General features: G+C 34.4%; 11 protein-coding genes. 7 read left to right on the top strand and 4 right to left on the bottom strand.

The genetic code is table 11. The features are described from left to right. The first annotated feature begins 3 nt into the window (after positions 1-3). From EZ428_RS13575 to EZ428_RS13565, 3 genes are all read left to right on the top strand, one after another. On the top strand, positions 4-1,035 hold the full coding sequence (locus EZ428_RS13575) for an LLM class flavin-dependent oxidoreductase (protein ID WP_131553708.1): 1,032 nt from the start codon (positions 4-6) through the stop codon (positions 1,033-1,035). A 55-nt stretch (positions 1,036-1,090) separates the two neighbouring features. Beyond that, positions 1,091-2,125 (top strand): aldo/keto reductase, encoded by a 1,035-nt coding sequence (locus EZ428_RS13570; RefSeq protein WP_131553707.1) that lies wholly within the window; start codon positions 1,091-1,093, stop codon positions 2,123-2,125. A 93-nt stretch (positions 2,126-2,218) separates the two neighbouring features. After that, a complete protein-coding gene (locus EZ428_RS13565) occupies positions 2,219-3,802 on the top strand; it encodes a M1 family metallopeptidase (RefSeq protein WP_131553706.1) in 1,584 nt (527 codons plus the stop codon). Between the two features lie 2 nt (positions 3,803-3,804). Here EZ428_RS13565 and EZ428_RS13560 read toward each other — a convergent pair whose 3' ends face one another. Next, positions 3,805-4,206 (bottom strand): OsmC family protein, encoded by a 402-nt coding sequence (locus EZ428_RS13560; protein WP_131553705.1) that lies wholly within the window; start codon positions 4,204-4,206, stop codon positions 3,805-3,807. Between the two features lie 33 nt (positions 4,207-4,239). Between EZ428_RS13560 and EZ428_RS13555 the strand changes: the two genes are divergently transcribed. The 4 genes from EZ428_RS13555 (at position 4,240) to EZ428_RS13540 (ending at position 9,776) form a co-directional block, all read left to right on the top strand. Continuing rightward, positions 4,240-4,683 carry a PaaI family thioesterase gene (locus EZ428_RS13555; protein WP_205945703.1) on the top strand — a complete coding sequence of 148 codons (444 nt, stop codon included), beginning with the start codon at positions 4,240-4,242 and terminating at the stop codon, positions 4,681-4,683. Between the two features lie 101 nt (positions 4,684-4,784). Further along, positions 4,785-5,042, top strand: a complete 258-nt coding sequence (locus EZ428_RS13550; RefSeq protein WP_131553704.1) for a hypothetical protein — start codon at positions 4,785-4,787, stop codon at positions 5,040-5,042. A 100-nt stretch (positions 5,043-5,142) separates the two neighbouring features. Further along, the gene (locus EZ428_RS13545; protein WP_131553703.1) at positions 5,143-8,331 is read left to right on the top strand and encodes a SusC/RagA family TonB-linked outer membrane protein; all 3,189 of its coding nucleotides are present in this window, start codon (positions 5,143-5,145) and stop codon (positions 8,329-8,331) included. 11 nt (positions 8,332-8,342) lie between these two features. Next, complete coding sequence (locus EZ428_RS13540) at positions 8,343-9,776, top strand: SusD/RagB family nutrient-binding outer membrane lipoprotein (protein WP_131553702.1); 1,434 nt, start codon at positions 8,343-8,345, stop codon at positions 9,774-9,776. A gap of 224 nt (positions 9,777-10,000) precedes the next feature. On the opposite strand, the gene EZ428_RS13535 is transcribed toward EZ428_RS13540, so the two are convergent. Genes EZ428_RS13535 through EZ428_RS13525 form a run of 3 tightly spaced genes read right to left on the bottom strand, consistent with a single transcriptional unit; the run spans position 10,001 to position 15,389 of the window. Continuing rightward, on the bottom strand, positions 10,001-11,281 hold the full coding sequence (locus EZ428_RS13535) for a nucleoside recognition domain-containing protein (RefSeq protein WP_131553701.1): 1,281 nt from the start codon (positions 11,279-11,281) through the stop codon (positions 10,001-10,003). Positions 11,282-11,316: 35 nt separating this feature from the next. Beyond that, the gene (locus EZ428_RS13530) at positions 11,317-12,471 is read right to left on the bottom strand and encodes a M14 family zinc carboxypeptidase (protein WP_131553700.1); all 1,155 of its coding nucleotides are present in this window, start codon (positions 12,469-12,471) and stop codon (positions 11,317-11,319) included. 26 nt (positions 12,472-12,497) lie between these two features. Next, complete coding sequence (locus tag EZ428_RS13525) at positions 12,498-15,389, bottom strand: S9 family peptidase (RefSeq protein ID WP_131553699.1); 2,892 nt, start codon at positions 15,387-15,389, stop codon at positions 12,498-12,500. Between the last annotated feature and the right edge of the window lie 340 nt (positions 15,390-15,729).

Below are 15,729 nucleotides of genomic sequence, written 5' to 3'. Positions count from 1 at the left end.
ATTATGGGTACAAATCAATTATCAGCATTACCATTTTCAGTATTAGATTTAGCTGGAGTTATAGAAGGAAAAACAATTGCCGATACTTTTAGGAACAGTGTTGATTTAGCTCAACATACCGAAGAACTAGGTTATCAACGTTATTGGTTGGCAGAACATCATAACATGATCAGTGTGGCAAGTTCTGCAACATCAGTTTTAATTGGGCATATTGCTGGTCACACTAAAACAATTAGAGTTGGTTCTGGTGGAATCATGTTACCAAACCATTCGCCACTAATAGTTGCTGAGCAATTTGGAACTTTAGCTACTATTTATCCAGATAGGATAGATTTAGGATTAGGAAGAGCGCCAGGAACTGATCAATTAACCGCTATGGAAATAAGAGGCGAACGTTTTTCAGCGCCACATCACTTTCCACAGGATGTTCAAAAGTTACAGCTTTATTTATCTGATTATAATGGTGACAGTAAAGTACGAGCAATTCCAGGTGAAGGTACCAATGTGCCCATTTGGATTTTAGGTTCAAGTACCGAAAGTGCCCATTTAGCGGCATCTTATGGCTTGCCTTATGCTTTTGCAAGTCATTTTGCACCTACTTATTTTATGGAGGCCATACAAATTTACAGGCAAAATTTCCGTCCATCAGCTACGTTAGCTAAACCTTATGTAATGGCTTGTATAAATGTTGTTGCTGCAGATACAGATCAAGAAGCAGAAAGATTATCAACATCTTTAAAACGTTTATTTATGGGTATTGTTACAGGAAAACGCCAATTGCTGCAACCACCCATAGATAATATGGATGGAGTTTGGAGTGATATTGAGGAAGAAGCCGTAAATCAAATGTTAGCTATCGCTTTTATTGGTGGACCAGAAAAATTAACTGCTCAGTTACAATCATTTGTGTCACAAACCCAGATTGATGAAATTATGGTAACCTCTCATGTTTATGATCATAAAGCAAGGCTTCATTCTTATGAATTACTGGCCAAAATCATTAAAGAGAGTTTGCAGTTGGCGGTTAATAGTTAGCTATTTATAGCAACAATAAAGCAATTTATCAATAGAACAATTTTATTTTAATAATATGGAATATAGACAATTAGGAGCTTCTGGTTTAAATGTCCCTGTACTTAGTTTTGGTACAGCAACTTTTGGTGGAGCGAACGAATTTTTTAAAGCTTGGGGCTCAACTCAAGTAGATGAGGCTACTCGCTTAATTAATGTTTGCATGGATGCTGGCGTTAATTTTTTTGATACTGCAAATATATATTCTCGAGGTATTGCCGAGGAAATTTTAGGCAAAGCTATTGCCGATTTACAACGCGACAAAGTGTTGATTTCTACAAAGGCAACTTTCCCAATGGGAGATGGACCAAATGATTTTGGCTCTGGTCGTTTACATTTAATTGATCAGGTAAATCAAAGTTTGAAACGTTTAAACACAGATTACATAGATGTTTACCACTTACATGGTTTTGATGCTAATACACCCGTTGAAGAGACCTTGAAAACTTTAGATAACTTAATCCAAAGTGGAAAGATAAGATATATTGCTGTTTCTAACTTTTCTGGATGGCATCTAATGAAATCTTTATCAGTTGCTGAAAGATACGGCTGGTCTAAATACATTGGTCACCAAGTTTTATATTCGTTGTACGATAGAGAATTTGAATGGGAACTTATGCCTTTAGCTATAGATCAAAATATAGGCACAATGGTTTGGAGCCCTTTATCTTCTGGTAAATTAGGTGGTAAATATGAACGTGGAAGGCCTTTTCCAACAGAGAACAGAATTCAGCAAGGTGGTTCTCATGGGCCTGCAATTGATCAAGAACGTTTGTTTACCATTGTAGACGCACTGAAAGCAATTGCAGAAGAAACAGAAAAAACGGTTCCTCAAGTAGCGTTAAATTGGTTGGTGCAAAGACCAACGGTTGCTAACATTATCATTGGAGCAAGAAATGAAGAACAGTTGAAGCAGAATTTACTGGCAGTTGGATGGAACTTAACCACTGATCAAGTTAAAAGATTAGATGAAGCAAGTAATGTTTATCCAATTTATCCTTATTGGCATCAACAACAAAATTTAAAATTGGTTCCTCAGCCAAAATTTTATTAGAATAATTACCTCAGAGCCAACGGCATATTGAAATACTTCAATATGCCGTTTTTGTTTTATCTTGAAATTACTATCTTCCACAAAAACCCAAATATGTATAAGCTAACTTTTCTATTTTTAATTTGTTTTACGCTAAATTCATCTGCACAAAGCCCTTATTTTCAGCAAAAACTAAAATATCAAATTAATGTTACCTTAAATGACATTGATAAAACACTAAAAGGTGATGAAACAATAATTTATAAAAATAATTCTAACACCACTTTAGATTTTATCTGGTTTCATATTTATCCCAATGCCTATAAGAATGAAACAACGGCAATGTTTCAACAAATTAAAAACGATCCATCTAGAAAGAAAAAATTAGAAAAATATAGCACTGGCCATATTGAGGGACTTAATTTTAAAGTGAATGATCAATTGGCAATAATAGAAGCACATCCAAATCCTCAATTTATAGATGTAATAAAAGTCAAACTCCCATTTCCACTTAAATCTGGAGATTCTATAAAGATTACCGCTGATTTTAAGGTGAAATTACCTAGTTATTTTTCTAGATCAGGTTATGTAGATGATGAATTTATAATTACTCAATGGTATCCAAAACCAGCTGTGTTTGATAGGGATGGTTGGCACGAATTCCCATATCTTGACATGGGAGAGTTTTACAGTGAGTATGCCGACTATAAGGTAAATATTACTTTGCCTTCTGCCTATGTTGTTGGTGCAACAGGGGTATTGCAAAATGCAGATGAATTGGAGCAATATAAAACAACTGGTGCCAAAAATTTTGCAGCAAAAGATGACAAACCTGCTTTATATGTTCCTAAAGATAAAAATGGAACAAAAACGTTAAGTTATGTAATGGATAATGTGCCTGATTTTGCATGGTTTGCTGATAAAAAGTATGTTGTTTCTTATGATACCTTAAAGCTGTCATCTGGTAAAATTGTAGATGTTTTTACTTACTACTATAACAAAAAGAAAACTTTATGGTTAGAAAGCGTTAATTATGCAAAGGATGCTACTTTAAAATACAGTAATTGGATTGGCGAATATGAATATCCAATTGTGCAAGTTGTAGAAGGACCAAAAAATAATGCCAGTGGCGGAATGGAATATCCTACCATAACGTTAATTACCAGTCCAGATGCAAAAGCACAATCTTTAGATGCAGTTATAACTCATGAAGTAGGGCACAATTGGTTCATGAGTATTTTGGGTAGCAATGAGAGAGCAAATACTTGGCAAGATGAGGGACTAAACACTTATTATCAGTTTAGGTATGAAGCAGAAAAGTATAAGGCTAATTCTATTTTTGGGGATGCGATACCAGAAAATATTAAAGCTTTACCATCCGATCAATTTCAATCTACTTTATATAATGCAATGATTAATAACATTCCAATGAATTCAGCAATAGCAACAGCTGTAGATAAATTTGCTAATTCTGATGATTATGCAATGACATCATACATAAAAACGGCTATTTGGTTATATCTGTTAGAGGCAAGTGTTGGTAAAGATCAAATAGATAATGCCTTTAAAACCTATTACAAGGATTGGAAAAACAAACATCCTTCTCCGCAAGATATGAAAGCTTCTTTCGAAAAATCACTTGGTAAAAACCTGAACCAATTTTTTGAGCTATTAAATAAGCAAGGTTCGTTTAAATAGGTTTAACTCGTTAAAATTCTTATCGGATTAGTAAGTAACTTATGAATAGGGCATTTATCTGCAATTACCATTAATCGCTCTCTTTGTTCAGTAGTTAAATCACCGGTAAATTCTATTTTTACAGCAATAGTTGTTTCCTTAGACATTTCTTCTTCCTTACAGATAGCCAAATCAATTTTTATAGATTCTAGGGGAATCTCTTTTCTATCAGCGTACATTCTAATTGTTATCGCTGTGCAACTACCTAAACTAGCCAATAATAAGGCGCCCGGGTTCATTCCTTCATCTGTTCCTCCTAATTCAGTGGGTTCATCTGCATAAATTAAATGTCCGCCAGCAAATACTTTTGTTTTAAATCTCGATTTATCTAGTTCTGTAATTGCTGTAATTTGTGAACTGCTCATATAATATTAAATTTACCTTAAACATAACATAAAATGGAAGAACAAAACGAAGCTCAACAACGATTAATTAATTTTCAATCGTTTACTGGAAAAGAAATCACTCAGTCTCCATCTCATTTTATGAATTGGTTAAAACCTAGCTTAATTAGTGCAGAAAGAGGAATGTTGCATTGTAGTTATGTGATTAGGAAAGAAATGACAAACCCTTATGGTATTTTGCATGGAGGTATAACTGCAGGAATTATAGATGATTTAATTGGGGCGACAGTGTTTATTTTAGGCTTAAGTGGAAAATATACTACTGTTAATAATAACATAGATTATTTTGCGCCGGCTGTAGAAGGAGATATCATTACAGCTAAAACTGCCATTGTAAAACAGGGAAGGACAATTATTAACTTACAATGTGAAGTTTATTTACCGAATAAAAACAGGTTAATTGCAAAAGGATATTCCAACATGCTTAACATCGGATAAGACATTCTTAAAAGGAATGCTTATTTCTTGTTAAATATTTAACCTTAACAAAACATTTGCAACCTAAGTTTGTTGTACCCTTACCCTAAAACCAAATTGCCATGTTGAACGATTATTTAAACCTCCAATTCGATGTAAAAGGTAAAACCTTTTCAGGATTTTGTATGAGAATTCATGACGATTTTCATTTAACCTATGCGGTAATTTTAGAAGATTGCCATTCCTTTTGCATTTGGCTTGATGAAAAAACATCTAAATGGTATTCTTCTAAGTTTACGAACCTAGATCAAAGCGTTTTGGATCAAATTATTGGTAAATTAGATGTTACAGAAGAGGCAAATATGCTTTCTGTTTCATAATTCCCAATTAAATTGTATTTGTTTTAATTCTTAATAGTCTTTATTGATAGTTTTAAGTTAATTATGTTTTGTAAATTCATAAAAACTTAAACAATAGACTATGAACAGAAAATCTATACTAATTCTATTTGGATTCCTACTGTTTGCTACGGTTACCTATGCCCAAAAAACTTTAAGGGGTAAAGTTACAGATGTTGCAGATGGCAGTGGAATCCCTGGTGTAAGTGTACTTGTAAAGGGAACAAGTTCAGGAACAACAACTCAACCAGATGGTTCTTACACCATTAATGTACCAGCAAGTGGCACAACTTTAATTTTTCAATATTTAGGGTTCGATACCCAAGAAATTACGATCGGAGATAAAACTGTAATTAATGCAATTCTCTCTTCAAGTTCACAAACCTTAGAAGGCGTTGTGGTAACAGCCTTAGGAATAAAGCGTAGCGAAAAATCTGTAGGTTATGCAACTCAAACTGTTAAAGGAGAAAATTTAACTTTAACAAAAGAACAGAATGTAATTGGTTCATTAGCTGGAAAAATTGCAGGGGTTCAGGTTACGGGCTCATCAGGTGCCAATATGGGTGGTACTCAAAAAATCAAAATTAGAAGCGTTAACTCAGTAAATGGTAGCGGACAAGCTTTAATGGTTGTAGATGGAACTCCAATTGCTCAGAGTAATTTTGCTGGTGCAGAAAACGGTGTAGATTACGGTAACATTTCTCAAGATATCAATCCAGAAGATATTGAAAGTGTTAGCGTTTTAAAGGGGCCTGCGGCTTCTGCACTTTATGGTATCAGAGGTCAATATGGTGTTATTCTAATCACTACCAAAAAAGGTTCTAAAGGTTCTAAAAAAGTTAATATTAGCCTCAATTCAGCATTTTCTATTGAGAAAACTGCAAATTTCTTAGAACTTCAAAATATTTATGGAGTTGGTAACAATCAAACTTTTTTAACCCTAACAGGAGGTCAGAAATATGTGAATGGCAATGATGAAAGTTGGGGGCCAAAAATGGATGGAACTCCAGTAAGAATGTTCTATAGCTTTTATCCTCAAGATCCAGAATTTGGTCAATTAACTCCATTTGTTCCTCATCCAGATAATGTTAAAGACTTTTATGAAACAGGTCATAATATTAACAATGGTATCACGGTAACAGGTGGAAGTGAAAATATTGATTATAGAATAAGCTATAATAATGCTTATGTAAATGGTGTAATTCCTAATACTTGGTTAAAACGTAATAACTTGGGCTTAAGTTCATCATTAAAAATAACAGATAAGTTATCTGTTGGTGCCAATGTAAACTATGCTAATAACAACGGACAGAGGCCAACTCAAGGCTATCAAGGCTCTTTTACTGGAGCTACACAATGGTTTCAAAGAAATATAGATATTGATCGTTTGCGTAATTACAAATATGCAGATGGTACAATATTAAACTGGAATGTAAATCCTAATACTACAAGTGGCATTATTACAACAAATAGGCCTAGTGATTGGAATAATCCATTTTTTGATGCTTATGAGGTATTAAATAATGATAATCGTGATCGTTTGTTTGGTGATGTAAATGCAACTTATCAAGTATTGCCTGAATTAAAGTTAAGCGGATTTGTTCGTTCTGATATGTTTACTCAAAACATTACGCATAAAGAGCCTTTAGGTGGTCGTTTGGTAGATAGCTATCAGATTGGTAAATACCAAAATGAAGAGAACAACTATGAATTTTTAGGTCAGTATGCTAAAACATTAAATGATATTTCCTTAAATTTCAATATTGGTGCTAACTTATATACTGTTAAATATTCTCAACAATACCAAGCTACGGTAGGTGGTTTATCAAGTCCGGGCTGGTATTCTGCAGCTGCGTCTATAGATAGGCCAGTAAGCACTTCTTTTTTAAGAAGAAAACAAGTACGAAGCATCTATGCAATGGGTTCATTTGGATATAAAGACACGTATTTTTTAGATGCTTCAATCCGTAATGATATTTCATCGGCTTTGCCAGATAACAATAATTCTTATTGGTACCCATCAGTTTCTGGAAGTTTTGTGTTTAGCGAATTAGTTAAATGGAAAGCTTTATCATTTGGTAAATTAAGGGCAAGTTATGCTATCGCTGGTTCTGATTTAAGTCCATACCAAACTGCATTTACTTATGGTCCTGGTTCTAATTACCCTGCAACTGCTGGAGCAATTAATACTTTGTTAGTGCCCGATAAATTAAAAAATCCAAATATTAAACCTTCATTTGCCAATTCATTTGAAGTTGGGGTTGATTTGAAATTCCTTAAAAATCGTTTAGGATTGGAGTTAACTTATTATAATCAAGAAAACAAAGATCAAATTATCGATTTATCAGTTTCTGGTGCTAGCGGATTTGATCAAACTGTTGTTAATGCTGGTTTAATTCAGAATAAAGGAATTGAAATTTCATTAAGTGGTAGGCCAATACAATCTAAATTATTTAGCTGGGATGCTACTTTAAATTTTGCTCGTAACAAAAACAAAATTGTAGAATTATATCCAGGTATCAATGTTTTACAAAATGATTTAAATACTTATTCTAGTCAAACTATTTATTTAAACTCTACTGTAGGTAGAACGTTTGGTAATTTAATAGGCCCTGGATATAAAATTGATCCAGGTACTGGAAAAGTTTTATTAGGTACAGATAATATGCCTCTATTTGATACCGCTAAAGATTTTGGAAGTGTACTGCCAGATTTTACAGGTGGTTTTCAAAATACATTCAAAATTTGGAAGTTTGATTTAGGTGCAATGATTGATTTTCAAAAAGGCGGACAATTCATGAGTTGGTCTAAAATGTTGTCTGCTAAGTCTGGTCAGGCAACCGAAACAGCAGCAATTAATGATAAAGGTTTTAACGTTCGTGATGCAATAGCAACTGGTGGTGGTGTAAAAGTAAATGGTATTTCTCAAGCAACTGGTCAGGAAGTTACCGCTTATGTAGATGCTAGAACATATTACAGAACGAATCTAGGTACACGCATTTATGACGAATGGATTTACAGCGCTTCATATATAAAGTTACGCGAGGTAAGTTTGGGCTATAATTTTGATGGAAAAGTTTTAGCCAAAACACCTTTTAAAACTGCTAAACTTGCCTTTATTGCTCGTAATCCAGTTATGATATGGCAAAAAGCGCCAAAAGGAGTAGACCCATCAGAATTATCATCAGGTAGTTCGTCTATCAGTTGGATAGAAAAAGGAGAGTTGCAAACTGTTCGATCTTTTGGAGTTAACTTAAACCTAACATTTTAATCTTAAAGCATATGAAAACAATATATAAATCAATTTTCAGCTGTTCTTTAGCATTAGTAATGCTAGGTAGTTGTACTAAATTTGATGATTCGATAAACACAGACCCTAATAGCCCAACAAAGGCATCTGGAACTCAATTAATAGCTAATGCAGAATTATCATTACCGGGAATTAGCTCATCGCCTTATGGTGTGCATTATCCACAATATCTTAGCAACACTTCATTTTCAGATAATAGTCGTTATGTTACTGTAAACTTCAATTTTTATGGTTTATACACAGGACCATTAATGAATTTGGAAAACGTAATTAACAATACAAATTTAGATGCTAGTGAAGGTCCAGTACCTAATCAAATTGCGGTTGCCAAAATTTTAAAAGCATATTATTTTTGGCACATGACAGATAGGTGGGGAGATTTGCCTTATACTGAAGCTTTAAAAGGTGATGTAAATTATTCGCCTAAATACGATAAACAACAAGCAATTTATAATGCTTTATTTACGCTATTGGATGAAGCAAATGCAGCATTTGTAACAGGAGCAATTAAAAATGACATTGTTTATGGTGGTGATGTTACCAAATGGAAAAAGTTAGGAAACACCATTCATGCTTTAATGGCTTTAAGATTAAGCAAGGTTGATGCTACAAAAGGAGCGGCCGAGTTTAACAAGGCGGTAACCAATGGTACGATGACTGCAAATACCGATAATTTAACTTATCCCCATTTGGCAGACCAAAACAATGAAAACTATTGGTACAATTCATTTACCAGATTAGGCAGAAATTGGTTTGCCGTTAGTAAGCCTGTGGTAGATTATATGCAACCCTTAAATGACCCACGTTTACCAGTATACGCTAACAAACCTACTAATACAGCTATCTCCACTTATGTAGGATTAGATTATGGTTTACCAGGTTCTACAACAGTAACTATAGCTAATTACAGTTTGTTGGGGAGCAATTTACGCTTGCAGAACTCGCCTGTGGCTTTGGTTACCTATGCACAATCTCTTTTTGCAATGGCAGAAGCAGCTAAATTAGGTTGGATTACAGGTGGTGATGCCACTGCTTTGGCCAACTATAATAATGCGGTAACAGAGTCTATTAGACAATGGACTGGCTCTACAACTAATGCATCAACCTATTTAGGACAAGCAAGTGTAGCTTACGACCCAGTAAATGCATTAATGAAGATTGGCACACAACGATGGGTGCATCTATTTTTGCATGGTTACGAAGGTTGGGCAGAATGGAGAAGAACAGGTTTTCCTACGTTTCTTGCTCCGCCTCCTGCAAACAATGGTGCGTTAATACCGAGAAGAGAAGCTTATGGAACACAAGAACGCTCTATTAATACAACAAATTATAATGCTGCAGTTTCTGGCTTTCCTTATGGTGGCGCAGATGATTTAAATGCAAGAGTATGGTGGGATAAACCGTAATCAGTTGGCAAATTGAATAATGTCAAACTGAGCCTTTCGAAGTATAAAGGATTATATCAATAAAACGTCCCGTTCTACACAGAGCGGGACGTTCTATTTGAAAAGCAATTTCAGTATTTCATTTGATTGTTAGTCCCGAACTTCGTTTTAATCCCTCGGTTCGTGCCTCAATTTTGGACTTTTCACTTCGTGTGGGTTTATTAAACAAAACCAGTGCTAAAGAACTACAAACTACTTCCAAAAAACAAATAAGCTAATCCTATCGCCGTACAAACACCAACTAAATCTGCCAATAACATAGCACCAACGGCATAACGGGTATTTTTTACGGAAACAGAACCAAAGTAAACTGCAATTACATAAAATGTAGTATCTGCAGCTCCTTGAAAAACACCAGATAATTTACTGGCAAAGGAATCTGCTCCATAAGCAGTCATTGTATCAACCATCATTCCTCTTGCAGCACCACCACTTAATGGCCTAATTAAGGCGGTTGGTAAGGCCTCAACAAATCGGGTATCTGCTCCTAAAAACACGAAGAAATTCTTAATGCCTAAAATCACCACATCGAAAGTGCCACTTGTTCTTAACATACTTATAGCCACCAACATTCCTACTAAGTACGGAATGATTTTAACAGCTGTTTCAAATCCATTTTTAGCGCCATCTATAAAAGCATCAAAAACATCAATTTTCTTATAAATGCCACCTAGAACAATCAATAAAATAACCAGTAAAATTAATCCATTACTCAATAGTCCAGAAAATGATTTAATGCCATCAGCATTTAAAGAAGTTATGTAAAATACAATACCTGCTATTAGAATAGAAAGACTCAAAATCCAACCAATTATAACTGGCTGTAATAGATTAATTTTTTGTTTAAACGACACAATTAACATTGCAGTTATCGTTCCGACAAAGGTTACGATTAAACAAGGGATAAAAATATCAGTTGGGTCGCTTGCATTTTTTGATGCCCGTAATGCAATTACGCTAACAGGAATAAGGTTTAAACCAGCTGCATGCAAACATAAAAACATAATTTGCGAGTTGCTAGCAGTATCCTTATTTGGATTAAGCTCTTGTAAGCTTTCCATAGCTTTTAACCCAAATGGTGTTGCTGCATTGTCTAACCCTAAAAGATTAGCAGAAAAATTCATGATCATGTGCCCCATTGATGGGTGTCCCTTCGGAATTTCTGGAAATAATTTAGAAAAGAATGGCCCGACAATTCTAGATAATAAACGAATGCCGCCAGCTCTTTCGGCAATGCTCATTAAGCCCATAAAAAATGTTAAAATTCCTATCAACTTTAAACAAAGCTCTACAGCTGTCCAACAGGTTTCGATTATTCCATTTACTCCAGTTAAATTAGTTGGGTCATCAGCTTTGCCAACAACCATCCAGCTTAAAATTTCGGTTTCACCAAAAAAGAAACATTTTATACAAGCAACTACAATTGCCACAATGATAAAACCAGACCAAATTCTACTTAATGCCATTCGTTTTTTATTTTGATGTTGAAATTAGGATTTTTTTAAAGCAATTTCCCATTTTGGAAAGATAAAATTGTCTTATCGCTATCCACTAACTCAAAGTTTGCAGTTTGATATAAAATGATTTCTCCTTTGAGCTTTAATTCTTTCGCAGAATAGGTTTGATAGGCATCGCAGAAGCTTAAATCTCCAATATCTTGTATCGAATATGTTTTAGTTGTACTTAAACCATCTAAAGCAGGACATTCATCATAATTTATACCAATACTCACTTCAATTCCATTTAAAATCACATTGTGGATAAGGAAATGAAAAATCTGTTTATTATTTTTTGGAATAGAGAAATAGCTTTTTAAATCTTGTTCTTCGTATGTTTTATTAACTATAGAAATTAATCCAGATAGGATAGAGGTAAAGTAGTATTTTCTAATGTCCTGCTTTTCGAAATCCTTTTGGTAACCACCAGCTTCAATTAAGATAGTTGATGTTCCTGCTTTTTGGAAATTATCGCCAAATGCCCGAGGTTCAAATTCATCATCAAATAAGCCAATGTGTTGCGGTAAATGTTCATCCAAGTCCCTAAACATATCTGCAATAACTAACATTGCGTTTTTTCTGGTTTCATCGATGCTTAATTCTTCATCAATAGCAGGAGCAAGAAAAGATAAGGTTGCAGGTTTTAAAGTTTTAGTAACACTCCATAAGGTTATTTGGTCGTGCAGGTTAAAACCAAAATCAGGATTAACATCAGCTCTGCATTGTTTTAATATTTTAGCCTCTGGAGTAGATTCTTTTAGGTAATCTCTATTGATATCAATTTGCTGAATATTTCTTCTAGTAAAAACTTCTGCACCATCTGGGTTAACCATAGGGATGACAAACAGTTGGCAGTTTTCCATTAACAGTTTTACAACCTTATCATCGCTCTGCAAAAAGTTAAATAGGTCGAACAAGGCCATTGTTCCTGTTGTTTCATCGCCATGCATTTGGCTCCAAAGCATAATTTTTGTTTTGCCTTTTCCCCAACTAATAAGATTGATGTTTTTTCCATTTACAGATTTCCCTAACTCCTTAATTTCAAATGTTGATGGAAGTTTTGCTAATAGTTCTGCAGTATCCTTATGCTTAAAAAAGCGGTCTTTCAACCGCTTTTCTTTAAATATTTCGTAATTATCAATTATAGATTTTATCATCATATTGTTAACTGAAAACTGCTAACTGATTAAGGTTTTTCGTCTGTCAGTTCAAATCCCCAAGTTTTTCCTTTTTCAGTTGCAGGAACTCCACTAACCATCCAAACTGGAGCTTTTGCGCCTTTTAAATAATAATCAAAAAACTGCTGCTCTCTAATTTGAATATCCTTTCTATTTTGACGCTGAACTAAGTTATGTGCTTCGTTATTGTAGTTTAACAACCAAACTGGTTTGCCTAAACGTTTTAAGCCTGTAAACATCTCAATTCCCTGATACCAAGGCACAGCTCCATCTGCATCATTACTCATGATCACCACTGGAGTTTTAACTTTTGGAAAATTAAATAAAGGAGAATTCTCGATGTATAATTCTGGTTTTTCCCATAAGGTTGCTCCAATTCTACTTTGGGTTTTTTCATATTGGAATTGTCGGTTCATTCCACTTTCCCAACGAATACCGCCATAAGCAGATGTCATGTTAACTACAGGTGCACCAGCCCAAGCAGCAGCATACATATTGGTTGCAGTTATTAAGTGTGCAACTTGGTAACCTCCCCAACTCTGACCTTGAATACCAATTTTAGTTCCATCTACCCAAGCATTTTGTTTTAAACTTTCTACACCTGAATTAATAAATTCTTCTGCAGACTTACCTGGGTGACCAGTTTCATAACTAATATCTGGTGCGAAAATCAAATAGCCATTACTTACAAAAAATGGAATATTTAAACGAGATGGAGTAGGAGCAGGAGCTTGATAGCTATACAATCCATCAGAGAGTTTCTCGTAAAAATAAACAATCATTGGGTATTTTTTACTTGGATCAAAGTTCTCAGGTTTGTACAAAATACCTTCAGATTTATAACCTTTTGGTGTTGTCCATTTTACCAATTCTGCAGTTCCCCAATTGTAATTAGCTTGTTGTGGGTTTGTGCTGCTTAATTTTAAAGCAGTTTTTAAATTGTCTTTAGACACATAAACATCTGGCGATGCAGTGTAACTTCCTTTATCAAAAAGAATAACATCAGCATTTTTAGCTTTAACCAAATTAGAATATTTAAATGGAGCCATTATAACCAATTCTGGTGCTTTACTATCATTAATCGCTTTGCGATAGAAACCATTTTGTTTAGTGACATTGTTTATTGCATCTAACCATAATACATCCTTTTTAGTAAAGAACCTAAAATCTGGGTCTAATCTTTCTGCTCTAAAAGTTAAGTTATTTGCCCTGCCAAAGCCAGCGGTTATATTTTTAGGAGCAGTTTTTCCATCTGGCGAAAATTGCCAAATATCAAAACGATCATATAATAAAACAGCTTTATCTTCTTCCATCCAACCTGCAATGCCATAGCTATTTGGTTCATCAGGCACATCATTTTCTTCATCATAAAACTTAACAGTCATTCCTTCGTTTAAAACTGTTGTTTTACCTGTAGCAACTTGGTAGGTTTTCCATAACATTTTTGCTTTGTCATAGTAAATCACATAGTTGCCATCTGGCGATGCCGAAGCATTTCCATCTAAACTTTCGATAATTTTTTTACGAACACCCGTTTTTACATCAACCAGATAGTAATCTCTTACAGAACCGCCAGTCCACTGAGAAGGAATACGATTTCCGTAATCTGTAGAAGCTAAAACAAATGCAGCGTTACCTTCATTAACTAAACTGGCTTCAGGTAATTTAGCATCTGTTAAAGGAACAATTTTAGGGTCTATGCTATAAATATCAATTGCTGTTAAATAACTTCTTTTTAACTCTCTATCTGCATTTTTTAATTGCATAGGTTGCAAGTAATCATCCTTGTAGCCCCAAATATCTAATTTAGCATTTTCGAAATCTACTAAAGTTGTATCTTTTGCTTTTTTAATTGGAGCAATACCGAAGAAAATTTTATTTCCATCCTTGCTAAAATTTACCCTTCCATCTCCACTTACGGCAAATTTTGCAGGCATACCAGTCATGTCATTATCAACCAAAATTTGAGCGGTATCTAATGAAATAGAGTTATAGTATAAATTGTAATCTTTAATCTCTTGTTTTTCTGGACTAGTTTCTCCCAAGAAAGCCAAACGCTCGCTTTCTTCATCAAATACAAAGTTTTTAAAGTTTCCTTTCCCTTTAACCAAGGTTTTTAAAACACCAGTTTCAGTGTTTAATAAGAAAACACCTTGTTTAGCAGCTGCATCTTTTTTAGAACCAGAAGCAGCAAAAACCAACTGTTTACCATCTTTACTAAAACTATAATCAGTTACATATTTATAGACACGTTCAATTCCTGTTGCTAAGTTTTTTATAATTAAATCCGTTCCTTCCTTTGAAGCAGCACTAGCAGGTTCGTCATCCGCAAATAAGTAATCTTCATTATCATTTTTAGGCTCAGCTGCCCCAGCACCCGGTCTGGCCGGTCTTTTACTTGTATCTGGGGCTTTTTCTAAATTATAAGCTAAAAGTGATGCGCCATTTTCAGGGAATTTAAAAGATTTTACTCTAGGTATTTTTGTAATTGCCAAAATTGTCAAATTTGCAATTCCTAAAGTATCCTTAGTCATTTCATCTGGTTTTTTCTTTTTGATTTTTGCTAATCTAGTATCCTTGAATAAAGGTTTAATAGAAAATGCCGCAAACTTTGAGTCTGGACTAAATAATGAAGATGATGACCCACCTCCGAAGCCACCACCACCTGGTGCGGCACCCCTTGCTATTTTGATTTTCTGAGTATTTAGTGTGTTTTGAAAGAATAAATTAGCGTCTCCTTCTTGAACACTCACGCCATAAGCTACCCAAAGTCCATCATTTGATACTTGTTTAGTTCCTATATTCTCCCAACTATCATAAACGTTATGATCTAATGGTTTTTTTTGTGCAAATGCAGCACTTGCAAATAATAATAAGAAAAAGGTTAATTTTTTCTGCATTGTTAATATAGTTTTAAGGTTTGGTTTTATTAGATGTTTAAAAATTGCAAATTTTGATGAGAATTTAGCTATTTGTACGCCAATTTTTACAATTAATGAAGCTTTTATTTGAAAAGCAATGGTTGTGGTTCTATTAAAGCAAGTCTGGCTTTACACTGTAGTTAAGGCTTTGCCTTAAGCTGCCGTTTCAATCCAGTTTAGTTAACATAAACTTGTGCAAATAGGGAAGGTTGTTGCTTGCATAAAAAACCGCAAATGTTCAGATTAAATCTGCGCATTTGCGGCTTATCAGTTTGCAGTTATGGTTCCAAAACTGATAACTGTGAATTGTAAACTGAAA

It is taken from the genome of Pedobacter frigiditerrae, from assembly GCF_004331645.1.
GTDB classification, from domain to species: domain Bacteria; phylum Bacteroidota; class Bacteroidia; order Sphingobacteriales; family Sphingobacteriaceae; genus Pedobacter; species Pedobacter frigiditerrae.
Note: the sequence above shows the minus strand (reverse complement) of the source record. Positions and strands in the feature narration are given on the sequence as shown.

Excerpts from the sequence above, each read along its gene's own strand:
- EZ428_RS13530 (WP_131553700.1), bottom strand. The coding sequence starts at position 12,471 with ATGATGATAAAATCTATAATTGATAATTACGAAATATTTAAAGAAAAG.
- EZ428_RS13535 (WP_131553701.1), bottom strand. The coding sequence starts at position 11,281 with ATGGCATTAAGTAGAATTTGGTCTGGTTTTATCATTGTGGCAATTGTA.
- EZ428_RS13560 (WP_131553705.1), bottom strand. The coding sequence starts at position 4,206 with ATGAGCAGTTCACAAATTACAGCAATTACAGAACTAGATAAATCGAGA.
- EZ428_RS13565 (WP_131553706.1), top strand. The coding sequence starts at position 2,219 with ATGTATAAGCTAACTTTTCTATTTTTAATTTGTTTTACGCTAAATTCA.
- EZ428_RS13575 (WP_131553708.1), top strand. The coding sequence starts at position 4 with ATGGGTACAAATCAATTATCAGCATTACCATTTTCAGTATTAGATTTA.
- EZ428_RS13540 (WP_131553702.1), top strand. The coding sequence starts at position 8,343 with ATGAAAACAATATATAAATCAATTTTCAGCTGTTCTTTAGCATTAGTA.
- EZ428_RS13525 (WP_131553699.1), bottom strand. The coding sequence starts at position 15,389 with ATGCAGAAAAAATTAACCTTTTTCTTATTATTATTTGCAAGTGCTGCA.
- EZ428_RS13545 (WP_131553703.1), top strand. The coding sequence starts at position 5,143 with ATGAACAGAAAATCTATACTAATTCTATTTGGATTCCTACTGTTTGCT.
- EZ428_RS13555 (WP_205945703.1), top strand. The coding sequence starts at position 4,240 with ATGGAAGAACAAAACGAAGCTCAACAACGATTAATTAATTTTCAATCG.
- EZ428_RS13570 (WP_131553707.1), top strand. The coding sequence starts at position 1,091 with ATGGAATATAGACAATTAGGAGCTTCTGGTTTAAATGTCCCTGTACTT.
- EZ428_RS13550 (WP_131553704.1), top strand. The coding sequence starts at position 4,785 with ATGTTGAACGATTATTTAAACCTCCAATTCGATGTAAAAGGTAAAACC.